The sequence below is a fragment of the Curtobacterium sp. VKM Ac-2852 genome (genome assembly GCF_013205045.1).
Taxonomy (GTDB): Bacteria; Actinomycetota; Actinomycetes; order Actinomycetales; family Microbacteriaceae; genus Curtobacterium; species Curtobacterium flaccumfaciens.
Genome location: NZ_JABMLI010000004.1, coordinates 435,442 through 454,434 on the forward strand (window position 1 = coordinate 435,442; position 18,993 = coordinate 454,434).

The following is an 18,993-nucleotide window of genomic DNA, read 5'->3' on the forward strand; positions in this document are numbered from 1 at the left end:
GATCAGGCCCCGGCGAGCGCGGCGGTCGCTTCGCTCGTCTCGTCGTAGAACGATGGCTTGGTGACCGCGTACTCGACCACTTCGTGCGCGCCGGACTGCTGGGCCCGGACCGCGACCTCGGCGACCACGGAGGCGGTGTAGCCGTCCCAGGCACTCGGCCCGTCGATGCCGCCGGTCCGGGCAGCGTCGACCCAGCGCTGCACCTCTTCGTCGTAGGCGGCACCGAAGCGCTCCTTGAAGGACGGCGTGATGCCCTGCGAGGTCGCTCCGGCTGCGACGAGCGAGAGTGACGTGTCGCGGCCGATGTAGGCGACGCCGGACTCGAACACGGCGTCGGTGGTGACCTGGTAGCCGAACTGGGCGTTGACGTTGATCTCGACGATCGCCATCGTGCCGGACTCGGTGGTGAACAGGACGAACTGCGGCTCGGGCAGGTCGGCCGGCGCGAGGGAGTTCTTGCGCGGCTTCTTCACCTCGACGCTCGTGATGGCTTCGCCGGTCAGGAACGGGATGATGTCGATCTCGTGGATCACCGAGTCGTGGATGAGCATCGACTCGCTGAAGTTGGGCGGCGTCGTCGGGTTGCGGTGCGCGTGGTGCAGGGCGAGCAGGGCGCCGTTCGCCCCCGACTCGCGCAGCGCCTTGAGCTCCTGGTACCCGGCGTCGAAGCGGCGCATGAAGCCGACCTGGATGACCGGTCGGGCGGCGTGCTGCTGCTCGAGCTCGACGATGCGCAGCGAGTCCTCGGCGCTGGTCGTCAGCGGCTTCTCGCACAGGACGGTGAGCCCGCGCTCGAGCGCCGTCACCAGGATCGGCTCGTGCAGGAAGCCCGGCGTCGCGATGATGACGGCGTCGATCTCGGTCTGCTCGAGCGCCTCGTCGAAGGACGCGGCGGTGATCGCGCCGGGCGCCAGGGCCGCCGCCGCGGCGGCACGGGCCTGGTCGGGCTCGACGACGGCGACGACGTCGGCGTTCGAGATCTTGGCGGTGATGCGGCGGACGTGGTCGGCGCCCATCATGCCGGCGCCGACGACGGCGACGCGGAGGTTCTGCGTGGTGGTCATGGTGGTGTTCTCCTGGTGGTTGTTGACGCTGCGTGGACGGCGCGTCAGGAGGCGCGGGCGGCCGAGGTCGAGCCGAAGATGTGCTGGAAGGTGCGCTCGGCGATCGGGCCGGGGGCGTCGACGGAGCAGCCGTACATGTCCTGCTCGACGATGCCGAAGACGTCCGGGTTGATCGCGGCGACGGCCTCGATGATCGGGGCGAGCTCCGGGGTGCCGTGCGGCGGCTCGGTCATGATGCCCTGCGACACGGCGGTGGCGAACGGCACGTCGTTCTTGAGCACGTCGAACAGCAGGTCGGTGTCGACCTGCTTGAGGTGCAGGTAGCCGATGCGCTCCGGGTGGGCGGCGATGAGCTTGAGGTTGTCGCCGCCGTAGTAGGCGAAGTGGCCGGTGTCGAGGCAGAGATTGGTGTACTCGGGGTTCGTGACCTCGAGGAACCGCACGGTCTCCTTGTAGGTGCCGACGTGGCTGTCCGCGTGGGTGTGGAACTGCTGGTGGACGCCGTACTCCTCGAGCAGCGCCTTGCCGAGTTGGTCGTGTCCCTTGCCGAGACGCTCCCACTGCTCGTCGGTGAGCGTGCGCGACTCGAGCACCTCTTCGGTGGCGTCCGAGCGCCACAGGTCCGGGATCGTCACCAGGTGCTCGGCGCCGAGCTTCGCTGCCAGACCGGCGACCGCGACGGCCTGGTCCCACGCACGCTGGAACTGGTCCTCGCCCTTGTGGAACCCGGTGAAGACCGTGCCCGCCGACAGCTTGAGCCCGCGGGACTCGAGCTCGTCGGACAGCTGGGACGGGTCGGTCGGCAGGTACCCGTACGGGCCGAGCTCGATCCACTCGTACCCGGCGGCGGACGCCTCGTCGAGGAAGCGCTGCCACGGCACCTGCTTCGGGTCGTCCGGGAACCAGACGCCCCACGAGTCCGGGGCGGTGCCGATGCGGATCGATGCGGGCGCCGCGTCGGTCGCGGGGCTGCCGATGGGGGTGGCGGTGTCGGTCATGACGTCGCTGTCGCTTTCTGTCTCGTGAACGGTTCAGCCGAGCAGCGGACGCTGCGTGGCGACCTGCTGCTCGTACTCGGCGCGGGCGGCCTGGGTGCTGGGGAGGGTGGAGGTCTGCGCGACCGGCACGTCCCACCAGCCGTCGCCCTCGGGGGCGTAGACCAGCGGGTCGGAGTTGATGTGCACCAGGGTGGTGTGGTCGTTCGCCTTCGCCTGACGCAGCGCGGCCTTCAGGTCCTCGATGCTGTCCGGACCGGGCTGCACCTCGATGACGTCGACGCCGTACGAGCGGGCGTTGGCGGCGAGGTCGACGGGCAGGGGCTCGCCGTTCTCGAACGACTCGGTCTCGTCGAGGTAGCGGTACTTCGTGCCGAAGCGCTCGGAGCCGACGGTCTCGGACAGGTGCCCGATCGACGCGTACCCGTGGTTCTGGATGAGCACGACGATGATCTTGATGCCCTCGGCCACGGCGGTGACGAGCTCGGTGTGCAGCATGAGGTAGCTGCCGTCACCGACCATCACGATGGCGTCGCGGTCCGGTGCCCCGCGGCGGACCCCGATGCCACCGGCGATCTCGTAGCCCATGCACGAGAACGCGTACTCGACGTGGTACCCGAGCTCGTCCCGCACCCGCCAGAGCTTGTGCAGGTCGCCGGGCAGCGAGCCCGCCGCCTGGATCACGACGTCGCGCGGGTCGGAGACCGACTGCACGGCCCCGATGATCTCGGGCTGACCGGGCAGGTCTGCACCGGACGGGGCGAAGGCGCCGTCGACGGCGGCGTCCCATGCCGCCTTCAGCGAGGCGATCTCGGAGGCGTAGCCGGGGTCGACGACGTACGCCGTGTCCGAGGTGAGCGACTCCGTCAGGGCGACCAGCGCCTCCCGGGCGTCCGCGATCAGCGGCAGCTGCGAACCGTGCTTGTAGGCGTCGAACGCGGCCACGTTGACGTTGACGAACGTGACGTCCGGGTTCTGGAACGCCGTGCGCGACGCCGTGGTGAAGTCGCTGTAGCGGGTGCCGATCCCGATGACGACGTCGGCCTGGGCGGCGATCGCGTTGGCGGCCGCGGTGCCGGTCGCGCCGATCCCGCCGAGGTACTGCGGGTGGTCCCAGACCAGGGCCCCGCCGCCGGCCTGCGACGTGCCGACCGGGATCCCGGTGGCCTCGACGAAGGCGCGGAGCTCGTCGGCGGCGTCGGAGTACAGCACCCCGCCGCCGGCCACGATGACCGGACGCCGGCCGGCACGGATCGCGGCCACGGCACGCTCGAGCGGGCCACGCTCGGGCAGCGGGCGGCGGATGTGCCACTCGCGCGGCTGCAGGAAGGCGACGGGCACGTCGAACTCCTCGGCCTGGACGTCCTCGGGCAGCGCGATCGTCACCGCACCGGTCTCGGCCGGATCGGTCAGCACCCGCATCGCGGCGAGGGCGATCGAGAACAGCTGCTCCGGACGCTCCACACGGTCGAAGTAGCGCGACAGCGGACGGAAGGCGTCGGTGACCTGCAACGACGTGTCGTGCGGCAGCTCGATCTGCTGGAGCACCGGGTCCGTGGTGCGCGTGGCGAAGGTGTCCGACGGCAGCAGCAGTGCCGGCAGCCGGTTCGTGGTGGCGAGTGCCGCGGCGGTCAGCATGTTGGCGGCGCCCGGGCCGACCGACGCCGTCGATGCGTAGGTCGCGCGGCGGCGGTGCATGCGGGCGAAGCCGACGGCCTCGTGCACCATCGCCTGCTCGTTGCGGGCCTGGTGGTACGGCAGCAGACCGGGCTGCTCGACGTGGAGCTGCTTGATGGCCTGACCGACCCCGGCGACGTTGCCGTGCCCGAAGATGCCGAAGATCCCCGGGATGGTGCGTTCGCGGACGTCGCCGTCGACGGTCCACTGGTTGGCCAGGAACTCGACGAGTGCCTGGCCGACCGTCATCTTCCGCGTGGTGGTGGTCACGCCTGCTTCCTTTCGTAGGGCAGTCGTGGGTCGATCGATTCCGATGCCCACGCCTGCCGGACCCACCCGTGGGCGGGGTCGTCGGTGATGTTCCAGACGCGCTCCGGGTCGGGCCCGGCCATCACGTTCAGGTAGTACATGTCGTAGCCCGGCGCGGCGACCGCCGGACCGTGCCAGCCGTACGGCACCAGGGCGACGTCGCCGGTCCGGACCTGCCGGAACTCGTCGATGGCGCGGTCGTCCGAGGCGTACGTGCGGTGCAGGGCGAACGGGTCGGCGGCCTCGGGCGCGATCGACTCGAGCCCACGGGACACCGCGGCCTCGTAGTAGTAGATCTCCTCGAGGTTCGACTCTGAACCGGGCACGTTCGTGTCGTGCTTGTGGGGCGGGTACGACGACCAGTTGCCGGCCGGCGTGATCACTTCGCACACGATGAACTTGACGGCGTCGAGCGCTGCCGGGGTGCCGAAGTTGTGCACCTGACGGCTCGACTGCCCGGCGCCGCGGAGCTCCACCGGCACGTCCGTCCGGGCCACGTAGGTGGTCGGCTTGACGGTGTCGGTGGGTGCCTCGGCCACGGCGAACCGGCCGCTGCCGGTGATGGTGGCCGCGGAGCCCGAGCCCAGGTACAGGACGTCGGTGGGGCCCTCGAAGACGCTCCCCCGACCCTGCAGGGTCTGCTCGCCGTCACCGGCAGCGCCCGAGTGGGTCACGTGGAACGACCCGGCGAGCGGCACGACGATGCGCTCCACGGCGTCGGCCGGGAGGCGCAGCTCGCCCCCGTCGGTCAGCGCGCCGGTCCGGAGCCCGGTGTGCGCCCACCCCTCGATGCGACCGTCGACCACGTCGGTCCAGCCCGCCTCGGGCCGGGAGCCCGCCGGGATGAACCACTGGTCGTGCTGGTGCTGTTCGTTCGCCATGCTGCGGGTCAGTTGTTCGACGGGAAGCCGAGGTTGATGCCGCCGTGCGACGGGTCGAGCCACCGGCTCGTGATCGCCTTCTGACGGGTGAAGAAGCTCACGCCGTCGGCGCCGTACGCCTTGTGGTCGCCGAACAGCGAGTTCTTCCAGCCGCCGAACGAGTAGTAGGCGACGGGCACCGGGATCGGGACGTTGATGCCGATCATGCCGACCTGCACATCGCGCTGGAACCGTCGGGCGGCGCCACCGTCGTTCGTGAAGATGGCGGTGCCGTTACCGTACGCGCCGGAGTTGATGAGCTCGAGGCCCTCTTCGTAGGTGGCGACCCGCACGACGCTCAGCACCGGACCGAAGATCTCCTCGGTGTAGACGCGGCTGGTGGTGGGCACCTGGTCGATCAGCGTCGGACCCAGCCAGAAGCCGTTCTCGTCGCCGTCGGGTCGGACGGTGCGGCCGTCCACCACAACCACCGCACCGTCCTGCTCTGCGACCTCGATGTACGAGGCGACCTTGTCACGGTGCTGCTTCGTGACGAGCGGCCCCATGTCGCACCCGCGACGACCGTCGCCGATGCGCAGGGTCGCCGCGCGGTCCTTGATCTTCTGGATGAGCTCGTCCGCCACCGGCTCGACGGCGACGACGACCGAGATCGCCATGCAGCGTTCACCGGCCGAACCGAAGCCTGCGTTGATCGCGTTGTCGGCGACCAGGTCGAGGTCGGCGTCGGGCAGGACGAGCATGTGGTTCTTCGCGCCGCCGAGGGCCTGCACGCGCTTGCCGTGCTTCGTGCCGGTCTCGTAGACGTACTGCGCGATGGGCGTGGAGCCGACGAACGAGATCGACTCGACGTCGTCGCTGGTGAGCAGGCCGTCGACGGACAGCTTGTCGCCGTTGAGCACGTTGAAGACGCCGTCGGGCAGTCCGGCCTCCTTGAACTTCTCGGCGAGCCAGATGGCGGCCGACGGGTCCTTCTCGCTCGGCTTCAGCACGACGGTGTTGCCCGCGGCGATCGCGATCGGCAGGAACCAGAGCGGCACCATCGCCGGGAAGTTGAAGGGGCTGATGATGCCCACGACGCCGAGCGGCTGGCGGATCGAGTAGACGTCGATGCCGGTCGAGACCTGGTCGGAGAACTCGCCCTTCATCAGGCTCGGGATGTTGGTGGCGAGCTCCACGACCTCTTGCCCACGGGCGATCTCGCCCAGAGCGTCGTCGATGACCTTGCCGTGCTCGCTCGTGATGATCTCGGCCAGCTCGGCCTTGTCGCGGTTCAGGATCTCGCGGAACGAGAACAGGATCGCCTGGCGCTTGGCCAGTGACAGGTTGCTCCAGCCGGGGAACGCCGCCTTGGCGCTGCCGATGGCCGCCTGGATCTCGGACTCGTCGGCCAGCGCGACCTGCTTGGTCGCGACGCCGAGCGCCGGGTCGTACACGGGGGCGGTGTTGCCCGACGCGGATTCGACGCGCTTGCCGTCGATCCAGTGCCCGACGGTGGTGGTGGTCGTGTCGGTGAGCGTCATGCGTTGCTTCCTTCCGAGATGGACGAGTCCATGGTGGTGGCGCCCGCGAGCCGAGCGGCTGGGTCGTGGGCATCTGTGGAGAACCCGCCCCGGGCCTCCTGGCTGTGGACGAGACCGGCGGCGACGTCCACGGCGGCGGCGACGTCGCCGTCCGAGGGGTAGAGCAGGGTGCGTCCGACGACCAGGCCGCGGACGCCGGGCAGGGCCAGGGCGTCCGCCCACTTGGCGTACGTCTCCAGCGGGCGCGAAGCCGGGTCGCCGCCGAGGAGCAGCGTCGGCAGCGTCGTCGCGGCCATCACGCGCTCCATGTCGTCGACCACGGGGATCTTGAGCCAGCTGTAGGCGCTGGACTCGCCGAGTCCCGCGGCGATCGCCATCGAGGTGATCACGGCGTCGGCCGACAGGTCGTTGACGACCCGGCCGTCCCGCCACTCGGACATGAACGGCTCGAGCATGATCGGCAGCTGGAGCGCAGCAGCCTCGCTGACGGCGCGGGCCGTGGCCTCGAGCGTCGGCGCGGTGCCCGAGTCCTCCAGGGCGATGCGCACCAGCAGCTTGGCGAAGTCGAGCCCGGAGTCCTTGATCGCCCGCGCCGAGTACGCCGTGTACCGGTCGTCCATCTCGAAGGTCGCGCCGCGGAGTCCACCGCGGTTCATCGACCCGACGACGACCTTGCCGTCGAGGGCGCCGAGCAGCGCGAGGTCCTCGAGGATGTCGGGGGTACCGAGCACCCCGTCGACCCCCGGACGGCCGAGGGCCGTGACGAGCCGCTCGAGCAGGTCGTAGCGGTCCGCCATCGCGGACTCGTCGTCGCGCACGGCCAGCGCACCGCGTGCGGGGTGGTCGGCGGCGACGATGAAGAGCTTGCCGTCGTCGGCGAGCAGGGAGCGCTTGCGGCGGGCGTCGAGCGTGGCACGCACCAGGTCGGGCTGGCCGGCACGGATGTCGCGGAGGCGCTGGAAGTCAGCGGGGCTGAGCTCAGGCATGGGTCTTCTCCTCGGTGTTCGTCTCACCCGTGTACGTCTCACCCGTGTGGTTCGTGCCCTCGGCCGGGTTGTCGGTCAGGAACTGCTCGATCTCGTCGCTCGTCGGCATCGCCGTCGAGCACTCGAACCGCGTCGCGACGATCGCGCCGGCTGCGTTGCAGAACGCCAGGATCCGCTCGAGGCTCCAGCCCTGCAGCAGTCCGTGGGTCAGCGCGCCGCCGAAGCCGTCGCCCGAGCCGAGCCCGTTCACGACGTCGATGTGGTGCGGACGGAACTCGACGAACTCGTCGCGGGTCTTCGCCAGCACGCCCTTCGGCCCCTGCTTGACGATCGCGATCTCGACACCGCGGTCGAGCAGGGCGTCGGCGGCGCGGACCGGATCGGTCTCCCCCACCGCCACCTCGCACTCCTCGCGGTTGCCGACGGCGACGGTGGCGTGCTCGAGGGCGATCGCGACCTCGCGCGTCGCGGCCTCGGGGCTCGACCAGAACATCGACCGGTAGTCCAGGTCCAAGACGGTGTGGGTCTTCGTGCTGTTCTGCGCGGCGGACCGGGCTTCGTACGCCACGTGGTGCGCCTGTCGGCTCGGCTCCTCGCTGAGGCCGGTCACCGTGGTCCAGAAGATCTTCGCGCGCTCGATCTCGTGCAGCGGCAGGGACTTCGCCGTGATCATCAGGTCCGGCGCCTTCGGGGCCCGGTAGAAGTAGAGCGGGAAGTCGTCCGGCGGGAAGATCTCGCAGAAGGCGACGGGGGTGTTCAGCCCCTCGACCGTCTCGACGAAGGCGTTCGCGACGCCGTACTCGGGCAGCGTGCGGGCGATGTACCGGCCGAAGGGGTCATTGCCCGTCCGGGTGATGACGGCGGCGTCCGCGCCGTGGCGAGCAGCGGCGATGGCGACGTTCGTGGCGCTGCCGCCGACGGACTTCGAGAAGGTCGAGACGTCCTCGAGGGGGCCGGTCTGCTGCGGGTAGATGTCGACGCTGACGCGTCCCATCGTGATCACGTCGTAGGCGTGGGGAGCTTGGTTCGTCATGCGACGCGGTGGACCTTCCGTGCGGCTTCATCGGCGGACGATCACGACTGTACACCCTGTTTGCCCTAATGTCATGACATGGATTCCGAGGTTCGTCACGCGGGTCGCGTGGCGCCGGTCGGGCCGGTTCTGCGGGGCGCGTCGGTGTGCCGGGAGGCGCGGTGTCGGTGGGTTCTGCCAGGGTCGCGACATGCAGATCCTCGCCCTGGTCATCGGTCTCGTGATCGGCATCGCCGTCGGTGCGGTCGTCGCCTGGTCGCTCGCCCGCTCGCGCGCAGGCGTCGACGCCGCGTCGGCCCGCGCGACGGCCGAGGCCCTGCGCGGCCAGCTCGAGGCGGTGCGGCGCGACGCCGAGGAACGCCTCGACGCCCAGGACACGCAGTACCGCCGCCAGGTCGACTCGCTCGAACGGCGCTCCGCCGAACTCGAGCACCTGGTGCAGCGCATGCACGGCGTCGACGCGGCGCGCAACCAGAACGAGTCGAAGGTGCTCTCCGCGCTCAGCCCCGTGGCGCAGACGCTCGACGTGATGCGCACGAAGATCGCCGAGCTCGAGCAGTCGCGGAGCGAGCAGTACGGCGCGCTGTCGGCGCAGCTCCGGTCGGCCGCCGAGTCCGAAGAGCGCCTCCGTGCCACCGCCGACACCCTGGCCAGCGCCCTGTCGTCGAACAGCACGCGCGGTGTCTGGGGCGAGACGCAGCTGCGCAACGTGGTCGAGGCCGCCGGGCTGCTCGAACGGGTCGACTTCGACGTGCAGTCCTCCGTCACCACGGCCGTCGGCTCCGCCCGGCCGGACATGGTCGTGCACCTGCCCGGCGGCAAGACCATCGCCGTCGACGCCAAGGTGCCGTTCAGCGCCTACCTGCAGGCCGCCGAGATCCCGGCGACCGCCACCGGCGCCGAGGCAGCACGACGCGACCAGCTCATCGCCCAGCACGTCAAGGCGCTCCGCGCGCACGTCGACGCCCTCGCCGCGCGGGAGTACTGGACCGGCTACGACGCCTCCCCCGAGCTCACCGTCGCCTTCATCCCGTCCGAGTCGCTCATCTCGAGCGCCCTCGCCGCCGACCCCGGGCTGCTCGACCACGCCTTCCGCAAGCGCATCGCCCTCGCCTCACCCGTGACCCTGTGGTCCGTGCTCAAGACCGTGGCGTTCTCGTGGCAGCAGGACGTGGTGTCGCAAGAGGCGCACGAGCTCTTCAAGGTCTCCCGCGAGCTCTACGGCCGGCTCTCCACGATGGCCGGGCACGTCGACAAGCTCGGCCGCTCGATCCGGGGCTCGGTCGTCGACTACAACCGCTTCGTCGGGTCCCTCGAACGCCAGGTGCTGCCGAGCGCCCGTCGGCTGTCGCTGCTCGACGAGTCGAAGGTCATCGCGGACCCGTCGTCGATCGAGGACGAGCCGCGGCTGCTCACGGCCCCGGAGCTCGTCGGCGCCGTCGACGAGGACTGACGGCGCCGCAGCGCACGGCGCAGCGCCGCACCGCACAACGGAAACCCGTCCGAACCACGGGATCGCGTGGTTCGGACGGGTTGCAGTGGTTCAGCGCGGATCCGCGCCGATCAGGACCGCGTGCGGATCAGAACCACTTCTCCGCACGGTGGTCCGCCTGGATGCGGCGGATCGTGTTCGAGCGCGAGCGGAGCACGAGCGAGTCGGTGTGGATGACGCCGCGCGAACGACGCACGCCGTCGACCAGGACGCCGTCGGTGACGCCGGTGGCGACGAAGAACGTGTTGTCCCCCGTGACCAGGTCGTCCTGGTCGAGGACCTTGTCCAGGTCGTGGCCGGCGGCGATGGCGCGCTCGCGCTCCTCGTCGTCCTTCGGCTGGAGCTTGCCGAGGATCACGCCGCCGAGCGCCTTGATCGCGCACGCCGTGATGATGCCCTCGGGGGTGCCGCCGACACCGACGCACATGTCGATCGTCGAGCCGGGCAGGGCGGCGGCGATGCCACCGGCGACGTCACCGTCGAGCAGCAGTCGCGTGCCGGCACCGGTCGCGCGGATGGCGCGGATCAGCTCGTCGTGGCGCGGACGGTCGAGCACGGCGACGACCATGTCCTCGAGGTCCTTGCCCTTGGCCTTCGCCAGCGCGCGGATGTTGTCACCGATCGGCTTCTCGAGGTCCAGGACACCGCGACCCTCGGGGCCGGCGGCGATCTTGTCCATGTAGAAGACGGCGGAGGGGTCGTACATCGAGCCGCGGTCCGAGACGGCCATCACGGAGATGGCGTTCTGGCGGCCGGCGGCGGTGAGCGAGGTGCCGTCGATCGGGTCGACCGCGATGTCGCAGGCCGGGCCGTGACCGTTGCCGACGTGCTCGCCGTTGTAGAGCATCGGGGCGTTGTCCTTCTCGCCCTCACCGATGACGACGACGCCGTCGAAGTTCACCGTGCCGAGGAACTTGCGCATCGCGTCGACCGCGGCGCCGTCGGCGAGGTTCTTCTCACCACGCCCGACCCACGGCTGCGCACGGATCGCGGCGGCCTCCGTCGCACGCACGAGCTCGAGCGCGAGGTTGCGGTCGGGCTGGAGGAACAGGGAGCCGGTTTCCGTAGTGGGAGTCACGACCCGAGCCTACCGACCGGCGGCCGACCCGCGGTCCGGACACCGGGCCCGTGCACGCATGTGCACGCCGGACGCGAGCCGACCGCGTAACCCGGACCGCGCCTCCAGAGCTTCTGACTACGATCGGCGGGGACATCACCGAAGTCGAAGGAGATCCACGTGCCCATCGCAACGCCGGAACAGTACGCCGAGATGATCGAACGCGCGAAGGCGGGCAAGTTCGCGTACCCCGCGGTCAACGTCTCCTCCTCGCAGACCATCAACGCGGTCCTCCAGGGCCTGCAGGAGGCCGGTTCCGACGGCATCCTCCAGGTCACGACGGGCGGTGCCGACTACTTCGCCGGCCACACCATCAAGAACCGCGCAGCCGGTGCCCTCGCGATGGCGAAGTTCGCCCACGAGGTCGCCAAGAACTACGACATCACGGTCGCGCTGCACACCGACCACTGCCCGAAGGACGCCCTCGACGGCTTCGTCCTGCCGCTCATCGCGGCGAGCGAGGAAGAGGTCCGGCAGGGTCGCAACCCGATTTTCCAGTCGCACATGTGGGACGGTTCGGCCGTGCCGCTCGACGAGAACATCGAGATCGCGAAGACCATGATCGAGAAGACGCGGAACATCAACGCGATCCTCGAGGTCGAGATCGGTGTCGTCGGCGGCGAAGAGGACGGCGTCCAGCACGAGGGCACGAACGACGCGCTCTACACCACCCCGAACGACGTCGAGAAGGTCGTCGACGCACTCGGGCTGGGTGACAAGGGCCGCTGGATCGCGGCGCTCACCTTCGGCAACGTGCACGGCGTCTACAAGCCGGGCAACGTCAAGCTCCGCCCCGAGCTCCTCGGCGAGATCCAGGCGTCGGTCGCCTCGAAGCACGGCACGGGCGAGAACCCCCTCGACCTCGTGTTCCACGGTGGCTCCGGTTCGACCGACGACGAGATCCACGAGGCCGTCCGCAACGGCGTCATCAAGATGAACATCGACACGGACACGCAGTACGCGTTCACGCGCTCGATCGCGGACTCGATGTTCCGCAACTACGAGGGCGTCCTGAAGATCGACGGCGAGGTCGGCAACAAGAAGCAGTACGACCCCCGCGCGTGGGGCAAGGTCGCCGAGACCGCCATGGCGGCCCGCGTCGTCGAGGCCGCGAAGGTCCTCGGCTCGGCCGGTCACGCCAAGGGCTGAGCAGGTCCGTCCGGTCTGGTTCACCGGCCTGGAGGAACGGGGTGCGTCCGACGGACGCGCCCCGTTCTGCGTCGGGTCGCCTCCACCGCGTGCCACGATGGGCGGGTGACCGTCGACGCCATCGCCTCCGAGTTCGCCCAGTTCGTCACCGAGTCGCCCACCGCGTTCCACGCGGCGGCGGCGACCCGGGACCGTCTCGTCGCTGCCGGGTTCACCGAGCTGTCCGAGCTCGACGCCTGGCCGACCGAAGCCGGTGCGTACGTGGTGGTCCGCGACGGCGCCGTCATCGCGTGGCGCCTGCCCGACGGTGCCGGCCCGACGACGCCGTTCCGGATCCTCGGCGCCCACACCGACTCCCCCGGCTTCCGCGTGAAGCCGAACCCCGGCGTGCGTACGGGCGGCTGGGAACAGCTCAACGTTGAAGTCTACGGCGGCGCGCTCCTGTCGACCTGGTTCGACCGCGACCTGCGGATCGCCGGCCGGGTCGTCGACACCGACGGCAGCGTGCGGCTCGTCAGCACCGACGCCGTCGCCCGGATCCCCAACCTGGCGATCCACCTGGACCGCGGGGTCAACGACGGCAAGGAGATCGACCGCCAGCGCCACACCCTGCCGATCGTCGGGGTCGACGGCGACGCCGGTGGGACCTCCGTTGTGGAATGGCTGCTCGCCCGACTCGGCGAGGGTGCGGTGTCGTGGGACCTGTTCCTCGCCGACACCCAGGCGCCGGCCCGGATCGGCATCGAGCGGGAGTTCCTGGCGTCCGGCCGGATGGACAACCTGACGAGCGTGCACGCCGGGCTCCGGGGCATCGTGGACGCTCCGACCGACGGTGACCACATCCCGGTGTTCGCGGCGTTCGACCACGAGGAGATCGGGTCGTCGACGCCGTCCGGTGCCGGTGGTCCGTTCCTCGAGGACGTCCTCGGCCGTGTGCAGGAGGGCCTCGGCGCCACCCGCTCCGAGGCCGCCCGGGCGTTCCGTGCGTCGTGGCTGCTGTCGAGCGACGCCGGGCACCTGGTGCACCCGAACCAGCCGGAGAAGCACGACCCGACGAACCGTCCGCGCCCAGGGGCCGGACCGCTGCTGAAGATCAGCGCGAACCAGCGCTACATGACCGAGGCGAAGGGCGAGGCCGTCTGGGCAGCGGCGTGCGAGACCGCCGGTGTGCCGTGGCAGCCGTTCGTCAACGTGAACACGATCCCCGGCGGCTCGACCATCGGCCCGATCGCGGCGACCCGGCTCGGGATCCCGACGATCGACATCGGCGTCGGGCTGCTGTCGATGCACTCGATCCGGGAGCTCGTGCACGTCGACGACCTGGCTGCCCTGCACGGAGCGGTCGCCGCCTTCCTGGCCGGCTGACCTCCGGGCGGCGTCGGCTGCTGGGTGGTCGCGACTCCCCGCGCGCATCGGGCCGAGAGGTCACGAACTGTCGCTCGCGCCGGTGCCGAACGACACGTTCTGACCACTCGACGGCGGGCCCGCGGCGCGTTGCGACCACACGGCATCGGGTGCTGCGCGCGCCCGCGAGGCCGACGACGCTCGCCGGAACGGCACCGCGCCGCCACTGGCCGACGGACGGGCTGCCGAGAGGTCACGACTCCCCGCGCGCCCGGGGCCGAGAGGTCACGAACTGTCGGTCGAGCCGGTGCCGAACGACACGTTCTGACCACTCGACGGCGGGCCCGCGGCGCGTTGCGACCACACGGCATCGGGTGCTGCGCGCGCCCGCGAGGCCGACGACGCTCGCCGGAACGGCACCGCGCCGCCACTGGCCGACGGACGGGCTGCCGAGAGGTCACGACTCCCCGCGCGCCCGGGGCCGAGAGGTCACGAACTGTCGGTCGAGCCGGTGCCGAACGACACTTCCTGACCGCTCGACGGCGGGCCCGCGGTGTGTTGCGACCACCCGGCGCGCGGAGGCCGGCACCGCGAGCAACCCGGCGGTCAGGCGGTCAGGCGGTCAGGCGCCGCCGGACTGCCGCAGCATGAAGTTGACGAAGGCCTGGTCCTGCATGACCACGACGACGAACGCGATCACGCTGATCGCCGTGGCGACGACGGCTCCGACCAGCGGCACCCAGAACGTCCGCTTCCGTGCTCGGAGCCGACGGATGGACCACCAGGCGACCAGGGCGAAGACCAACACGTTGGTGATGGCGGCGATGGCGGCGGCCGTGCTGAGGGCACTCGGGTCGTTCAGGGCCGTGTACTGGGCCTCGAGGGTGCGCCGCACGGTCGAGGCGACCTTGCCGACCGACAGCGACTGCACGACGGAGACGAGCCCGAAGGCGAGCAGCCCGACGGTGAGCACGAAGTCGGCGGGCGTGCGGCCGAACCGGCTGCGGGCCATCGACCCCTGTGCCCCGGCAGGGACCGCCCCGGAGCGGACATCCGTGCCGGCGCGGTCGCCGTGGACGCCGTCGCTCGGAGCAGCGTCACGCGCGCCGGCGGCGGAGGCCTGGTCCTGCCGTTCCCGTGCCTGACGCTCACGCTCCTGGCGTTCCTGCTCGACGAGGACCGGGTTGACCCACCCCTCTGGCGCGTACTCGCCGTACCCGGGTGCGGGACGGCCCTGGGGCCGGTCGTCCACGGAACCGGCGGCCGACGTCGGGGACGCACGCCGGGCCTCCTGGCCGGCACCGGAACCGGCGTCGACCTGGTTCGCCGGGTCGCGACGCGGGACCGAGGACCAGCCGTCCGCGCCGCTCATGCCCGACGCCCGCCGAGGGCGCGCGTCGGGTTGCCCGAGGCGTCGGTGCGGAGCTCCTTGGGGAGCGAGAACATCAGGTCTTCGTGCGCGGTGACGACCTCTTCGACGGCGGCGTACCCGGCATCGGCGAGCTGCTCGAGCACCTCGGCCACGAGTTCTTCCGGCACGGACGCACCGCTGGTCACGCCGACCGTCTCGACACCGTCGAGCCACTCCTGCTGGATCTCTTCCGCGTAGTCGACACGGTGGGCGGCCCGCGCACCGTGTTCGAGCGCGACCTCGACCAGACGGACGCTGTTCGACGAGTTCGCGGAGCCGACCACGATCACCAGGTCGGCACCGGGCGCGACCTTCTTGATCGCGACCTGGCGGTTCTGGGTGGCATAGCAGATGTCGTCCGACGGGGGGTCCTGGATGGCCGGGAACTTCTCGCGCAGCAGCCGCACGGTCTCCATCGTCTCGTCGACGCTGAGCGTGGTCTGCGACAGCCAGACGAGGTTGTCCGGGTCGGGGACCGACAGGGCGGCGACGTCGTCGGGGCCGTTCACCAGGATCGTGCGGTCCGGGGCGTGCCCCATCGTGCCCTCGACCTCTTCGTGGCCGGCGTGCCCGATCAGGATGATGGTGCGCTCGGCCTTGGCGAACCGGGTGGCTTCGCGGTGGACCTTGGTGACGAGGGGGCAGGTGGCATCGATGGCGTGCAGGTCGCGCTCGGCGGCACCCGCGACGACGGCCGGCGACACACCGTGCGCGCTGAAGACGACGTGCGAACCCCGGGGGACCTCGGCCACGTCGTCGACGAAGACGGCACCGCGCTGCTCGAGCGTCGACACCACGTGCACGTTGTGGACGATCTGCTTGCGGACGTAGACGGGCTCGCCGTACTGCTCCAACGCCTTCTCGACCGCGACGACCGCGCGGTCCACCCCGGCGCAGTAGCCACGGGGCGCCGCGAGCAGCACCTTCTTGGGGCCGGCGACCGGTTCGTCACGCAGTCGACCCCGTGCCGCGTGCACACGCGGCGGGGCGAGCGGGACCGTGTGGCCGTTGGTGATCGTCACGTCCCCGATGATAGGTGAGCAGCACGCACGCGACCTGGGCGCGCGGGGCGCCTGTGGAGAACACGACGGCCGTCCCCTGTCACCGGTCTCGGGCACGATGGACGTCCCAGCAGGACAAGGAGCGACATGGCGATCGAACAGGGCCCGCCGACGGCCGACAACCCGTGGCCGGTCGCGCTCCTCGGCGCGAAGCTCCGCGACTGGATCGACCGGCTCGGCACCGCGTGGGTCGAGGGCGAGATCACGCAGTGGAACGTCGCCGGCGGCAACGTGTACGGCAAGCTCAAGGACGTCGAGGTCGACGCCACCGTGTCGTTCTCCATCTGGTCGAGCGTGCGCTCCCGGGTGCCGGCGGACATCAAGCAGGGCGACCGTGTCGTCGCCGCACTCAAGCCGAACTACTGGGTCAAGGGCGGCTCGCTGACCATGCAGGTCGTCGAGATGAAGCACGTCGGCCTCGGTGACCTGCTCGAACGCCTCGAGCGCCTCCGTCGCACCCTCGCCGAGGAAGGGCTGTTCGACCCGTCCCGCAAGCGGCGTCTGCCGTTCCTGCCGCACCGCATCGGCCTGATCACCGGCAAGGACTCCGACGCCGAGAAGGACGTCAAGCGGAACGCGCAGCTGCGGTGGCCCCAGGTGGAGTTCCGCACCGTGCACACCGCCGTGCAGGGCGAACGGACCGTGGGCGAGGTCACGGCGGCGATCCTCGAGCTCGACGCCGACCCCGAGGTCGACGTCATCATCATCGCCCGCGGCGGCGGTGACTTCCAGAACCTGCTCGGCTTCAGCGACGAAGGACTCGTCCGTGCCGCGGCCTCGGCGTCGACCCCGATCGTCTCGGCGATCGGGCACGAGGCCGACCGCCCGATCCTCGACGAGGTCGCCGACCTGCGCGCCTCGACCCCGACCGACGCCGCCAAGCGCGTCGTGCCCGACGTCGCCGAGGAACTCGCCAACGTCCGGGCGGCCCGCGCCCGGCTCGGGCTGCGTCTCTCGCACACGCTGTCGGTCGAGGCCGACCGGCTCGCCGCGCTGCGGTCGCGGCCGGCCCTGGCGTCGACCGCGTGGCTCGTCGACACCCGTGCGGAAGAGGTCGCGCGAGACCTGTCCCGTGCCCGAGAACTGCTCGACCGCAGGCTCGAACGCGGGCACTCCGAGGTCGGCCACCTGACCGCCCGCCTCCGCGCGCTCTCGCCCCGTGACACCCTGCGCCGCGGGTACGCCATCGTGCAGCGTGCCGACGGGGGTGTCGTCCGCGGTACCGACGACCTGTCCGGAGCGACGCCGGTGCACGTCACGCTCGGTGCCGGCACGGCCACGGGCACGCTCGAACCGGACGGCCCCGGCCCGGACGGCTCCTGACCACCACGGGTGTTCTCCACAGCCTGGGACCGGGCGTCGGATCGTCGGTGGACGCTCGGTAGGATCGTCCCGTGTCATCCCAGCAGGAACCCGAGCAGACCGACGTCCAGTCGCTGAGCTACGAAGCGGCCCGCGACGAACTCGTGCGCGTCGTGAGCGAGCTCGAACAGGGCTCCGCGACCCTCGAGCGTTCGCTGGCGCTGTGGGAGCGGGGCGAAGCCCTCGCCGCCCGGTGCGAAGAGTGGCTCGTCGGCGCTCGTGCACGGCTCGACGCGGCCCGTGCCGCCAGCGACGCCCAGGACGGCTCCGGCCGATGACCGACCCCGACGGCCGCCCGATCGTCGCCGAGCTCGGTCGCCCCGAGACGGCCGAGGAGACCTGGGCCCGCAAGGACGCTGCCCGGACCGCCCGCCGGCAGCACCAGACCGCGTTCAACCTGGTCATCGCGCTCATCGCCTCGCTCGGCATCGTGCTGTTCCTGGTGGCGGTCGTCGTCCGGCCGGACACCACGGTCGACCGCACCGTCGACTACCAGCAGATCGCGGCGAAGGCGAACGTCGACGACGTCACCCTGGTGGCGCCGCCGCTTCCGGACGGCTACAGCGCCAACCGCGCGGACTTCGCGAGCAAGACCACCGACGGCGTGGACGTCTGGACCGTCGGTTTCGTGACGCCGGACAAGCAGTACCTCGGCATGCAGCAGGGCATCGACGCCAACGCCTCGTGGGTGTCGAACCAGCTCGACCAGCGGCCGTCCACCGGTGACCGCACGATCGGTGACACGGAGTGGACCGTCTACGACCGCCGCACCGAGGGCACCGACGCCGGCAACCACGCGTACTCGCTCGTCTCGACGTTCGGCAAGAACACGATCGTGCTCTCCGGCACCGCCGACGACAAGGCCTTCCGGACCGTCGCGACCGCCGTCTCCCGAGAACTGACCGAGTAGACGACGGGCACCGCCCCGCCAGTCACCACCCCGTCCCACCCGAACCGAGGAGTCCAATGCCCGACCGCGCCGCCTCCACCCCGTCCGACGCCCTGCGCCTGCTCGTCGACGGCAACGCCCGCTTCGCCGCCGACAAGCGCCGGATGGGCCGCGTGGACCCGGATCGCCGCACCGAGCTCGAAGGATCGCAGTCGCCGTTCGCGACCGTCCTCGGCTGCTCGGACTCGCGGGTGCCGTTCGAGCACGTCTTCGACGCCGGCATCGGCGACCTGTTCGCCATCCGCAACGCCGGGCAGATCGTCGACGACGTCGTGCTCGGCTCGATCGAGTTCGCGGTCGTCGCCCTGGGCACACCGCTGGTCGTCGTGCTCCGGCACACGCGGTGCGGTGCCGTCGCGGCAGCCCGCTCCGGTGAGCCCGTCCCCGCCCCGCACCTGCAGGCCCTCGTGGACGCGATCGCCCCGAGTGTCGAGAAGGTCCGGCTCACCGACGCCGAGCTCCCGCAGGAAGCCGTCGGCGCCGCACACCTCGAAGCCACCCTCCGCCAGGTGATCGAGCGCTCCGGCGCGGTCTCCGATGCCGTGGCCGAGGGTAGATTGGCCGTCGTCGGGGCGACCTACGACCTCGCCACCGGAGAAGTCACCATCGACACCGTCGTCGGCCAGGTCTGACCGACCCGACG

The 18,993-nt window shown here is 70.9% G+C and carries 17 protein-coding genes; 7 read left to right on the plus strand and 10 right to left on the minus strand.

Annotated features, from left to right (window positions below):
- Window positions 1–2: 2 nt before the first annotated feature.
- From HQQ79_RS17085 to iolC, 7 genes are read right to left on the minus strand one after another with little or no spacing between them, the layout of a single operon-like run.
- Window positions 3–1,064 (minus strand): Gfo/Idh/MocA family protein, encoded by a 1,062-nt coding sequence (locus tag HQQ79_RS17085; RefSeq protein ID WP_173035838.1) that lies wholly within the window; start codon window positions 1,062–1,064, stop codon window positions 3–5.
- A gap of 44 nt (window positions 1,065–1,108) precedes the next feature.
- Entirely contained in the window at window positions 1,109–2,062 is a 954-nt protein-coding gene (locus HQQ79_RS17090) for a sugar phosphate isomerase/epimerase (protein ID WP_027464524.1), read from the minus strand.
- A 33-nt stretch (window positions 2,063–2,095) separates the two neighbouring features.
- A complete protein-coding gene (gene iolD / locus HQQ79_RS17095) occupies window positions 2,096–3,985 on the minus strand; it encodes a 3D-(3,5/4)-trihydroxycyclohexane-1,2-dione acylhydrolase (decyclizing) (RefSeq protein WP_173036017.1) in 1,890 nt (629 codons plus the stop codon).
- Between the two features lie 17 nt (window positions 3,986–4,002).
- Complete coding sequence (gene iolB / locus HQQ79_RS17100) at window positions 4,003–4,926, minus strand: 5-deoxy-glucuronate isomerase (protein WP_173035840.1); 924 nt, start codon at window positions 4,924–4,926, stop codon at window positions 4,003–4,005.
- Between the two features lie 8 nt (window positions 4,927–4,934).
- Window positions 4,935–6,446 (minus strand): CoA-acylating methylmalonate-semialdehyde dehydrogenase, encoded by a 1,512-nt coding sequence (locus HQQ79_RS17105; RefSeq protein ID WP_027464521.1) that lies wholly within the window; start codon window positions 6,444–6,446, stop codon window positions 4,935–4,937.
- A complete protein-coding gene (locus tag HQQ79_RS17110; protein ID WP_111235411.1) occupies window positions 6,443–7,432 on the minus strand; it encodes a class I fructose-bisphosphate aldolase in 990 nt (329 codons plus the stop codon). Before HQQ79_RS17110 ends, HQQ79_RS17105 begins: the two co-directional genes overlap by 4 nt.
- Entirely contained in the window at window positions 7,425–8,465 is a 1,041-nt protein-coding gene (iolC, locus tag HQQ79_RS17115; protein ID WP_027464520.1) for a 5-dehydro-2-deoxygluconokinase, read from the minus strand. The genes HQQ79_RS17110 and iolC overlap by 8 nt, the downstream gene beginning before the upstream one ends.
- A 190-nt stretch (window positions 8,466–8,655) precedes the next feature.
- On the opposite strand from iolC, the gene HQQ79_RS17120 reads away from it, so the two are divergent.
- Window positions 8,656–9,918, plus strand: coding sequence for a DNA recombination protein RmuC (locus HQQ79_RS17120; RefSeq protein WP_111056968.1), 1,263 nt, complete (start codon window positions 8,656–8,658; stop codon window positions 9,916–9,918).
- Window positions 9,919–10,045: 127 nt separating this feature from the next.
- On the opposite strand, the gene glpX is transcribed toward HQQ79_RS17120, so the two are convergent.
- A complete protein-coding gene (gene glpX, locus HQQ79_RS17125; RefSeq protein WP_017886722.1) occupies window positions 10,046–11,035 on the minus strand; it encodes a class II fructose-bisphosphatase in 990 nt (329 codons plus the stop codon).
- 159 nt (window positions 11,036–11,194) lie between these two features.
- Between glpX and fbaA the strand changes: the two genes are divergently transcribed.
- Together fbaA and HQQ79_RS17135 are read left to right on the plus strand one after the other, a co-directional pair.
- Window positions 11,195–12,223, plus strand: coding sequence for a class II fructose-bisphosphate aldolase (fbaA, locus tag HQQ79_RS17130; RefSeq protein WP_110860683.1), 1,029 nt, complete (start codon window positions 11,195–11,197; stop codon window positions 12,221–12,223).
- Between the two features lie 105 nt (window positions 12,224–12,328).
- Window positions 12,329–13,588 (plus strand): M18 family aminopeptidase, encoded by a 1,260-nt coding sequence (locus tag HQQ79_RS17135; RefSeq protein ID WP_173035843.1) that lies wholly within the window; start codon window positions 12,329–12,331, stop codon window positions 13,586–13,588.
- Between the two features lie 601 nt (window positions 13,589–14,189).
- Here HQQ79_RS17135 and HQQ79_RS17140 read toward each other — a convergent pair.
- Together HQQ79_RS17140 and HQQ79_RS17145 are read right to left on the minus strand one after the other, a co-directional pair.
- Window positions 14,190–14,939, minus strand: coding sequence for a DUF6264 family protein (locus HQQ79_RS17140; RefSeq protein WP_173035845.1), 750 nt, complete (start codon window positions 14,937–14,939; stop codon window positions 14,190–14,192).
- On the minus strand, window positions 14,936–15,994 hold the full coding sequence (locus tag HQQ79_RS17145) for a 4-hydroxy-3-methylbut-2-enyl diphosphate reductase (protein ID WP_027464514.1): 1,059 nt from the start codon (window positions 15,992–15,994) through the stop codon (window positions 14,936–14,938). The genes HQQ79_RS17140 and HQQ79_RS17145 overlap by 4 nt, the downstream gene beginning before the upstream one ends.
- Before the next feature lie 132 nt (window positions 15,995–16,126).
- Between HQQ79_RS17145 and xseA the strand changes: the two genes are divergently transcribed.
- From xseA to HQQ79_RS17165, 4 genes are all read left to right on the plus strand, one after another.
- A complete protein-coding gene (xseA, locus tag HQQ79_RS17150; RefSeq protein ID WP_111056965.1) occupies window positions 16,127–17,362 on the plus strand; it encodes an exodeoxyribonuclease VII large subunit in 1,236 nt (411 codons plus the stop codon).
- 71 nt (window positions 17,363–17,433) lie between these two features.
- Complete coding sequence (locus HQQ79_RS17155) at window positions 17,434–17,679, plus strand: exodeoxyribonuclease VII small subunit (RefSeq protein WP_027464512.1); 246 nt, start codon at window positions 17,434–17,436, stop codon at window positions 17,677–17,679.
- A complete protein-coding gene (locus tag HQQ79_RS17160) occupies window positions 17,676–18,311 on the plus strand; it encodes a DUF4245 domain-containing protein (protein ID WP_173035847.1) in 636 nt (211 codons plus the stop codon). Before HQQ79_RS17155 ends, HQQ79_RS17160 begins: the two co-directional genes overlap by 4 nt.
- Before the next feature lie 56 nt (window positions 18,312–18,367).
- Window positions 18,368–18,982: a carbonic anhydrase gene (locus HQQ79_RS17165; protein WP_027464510.1), complete on the plus strand. Its 615-nt coding sequence runs from the start codon at window positions 18,368–18,370 to the stop codon at window positions 18,980–18,982.
- Window positions 18,983–18,993 lie beyond the last annotated feature (11 nt).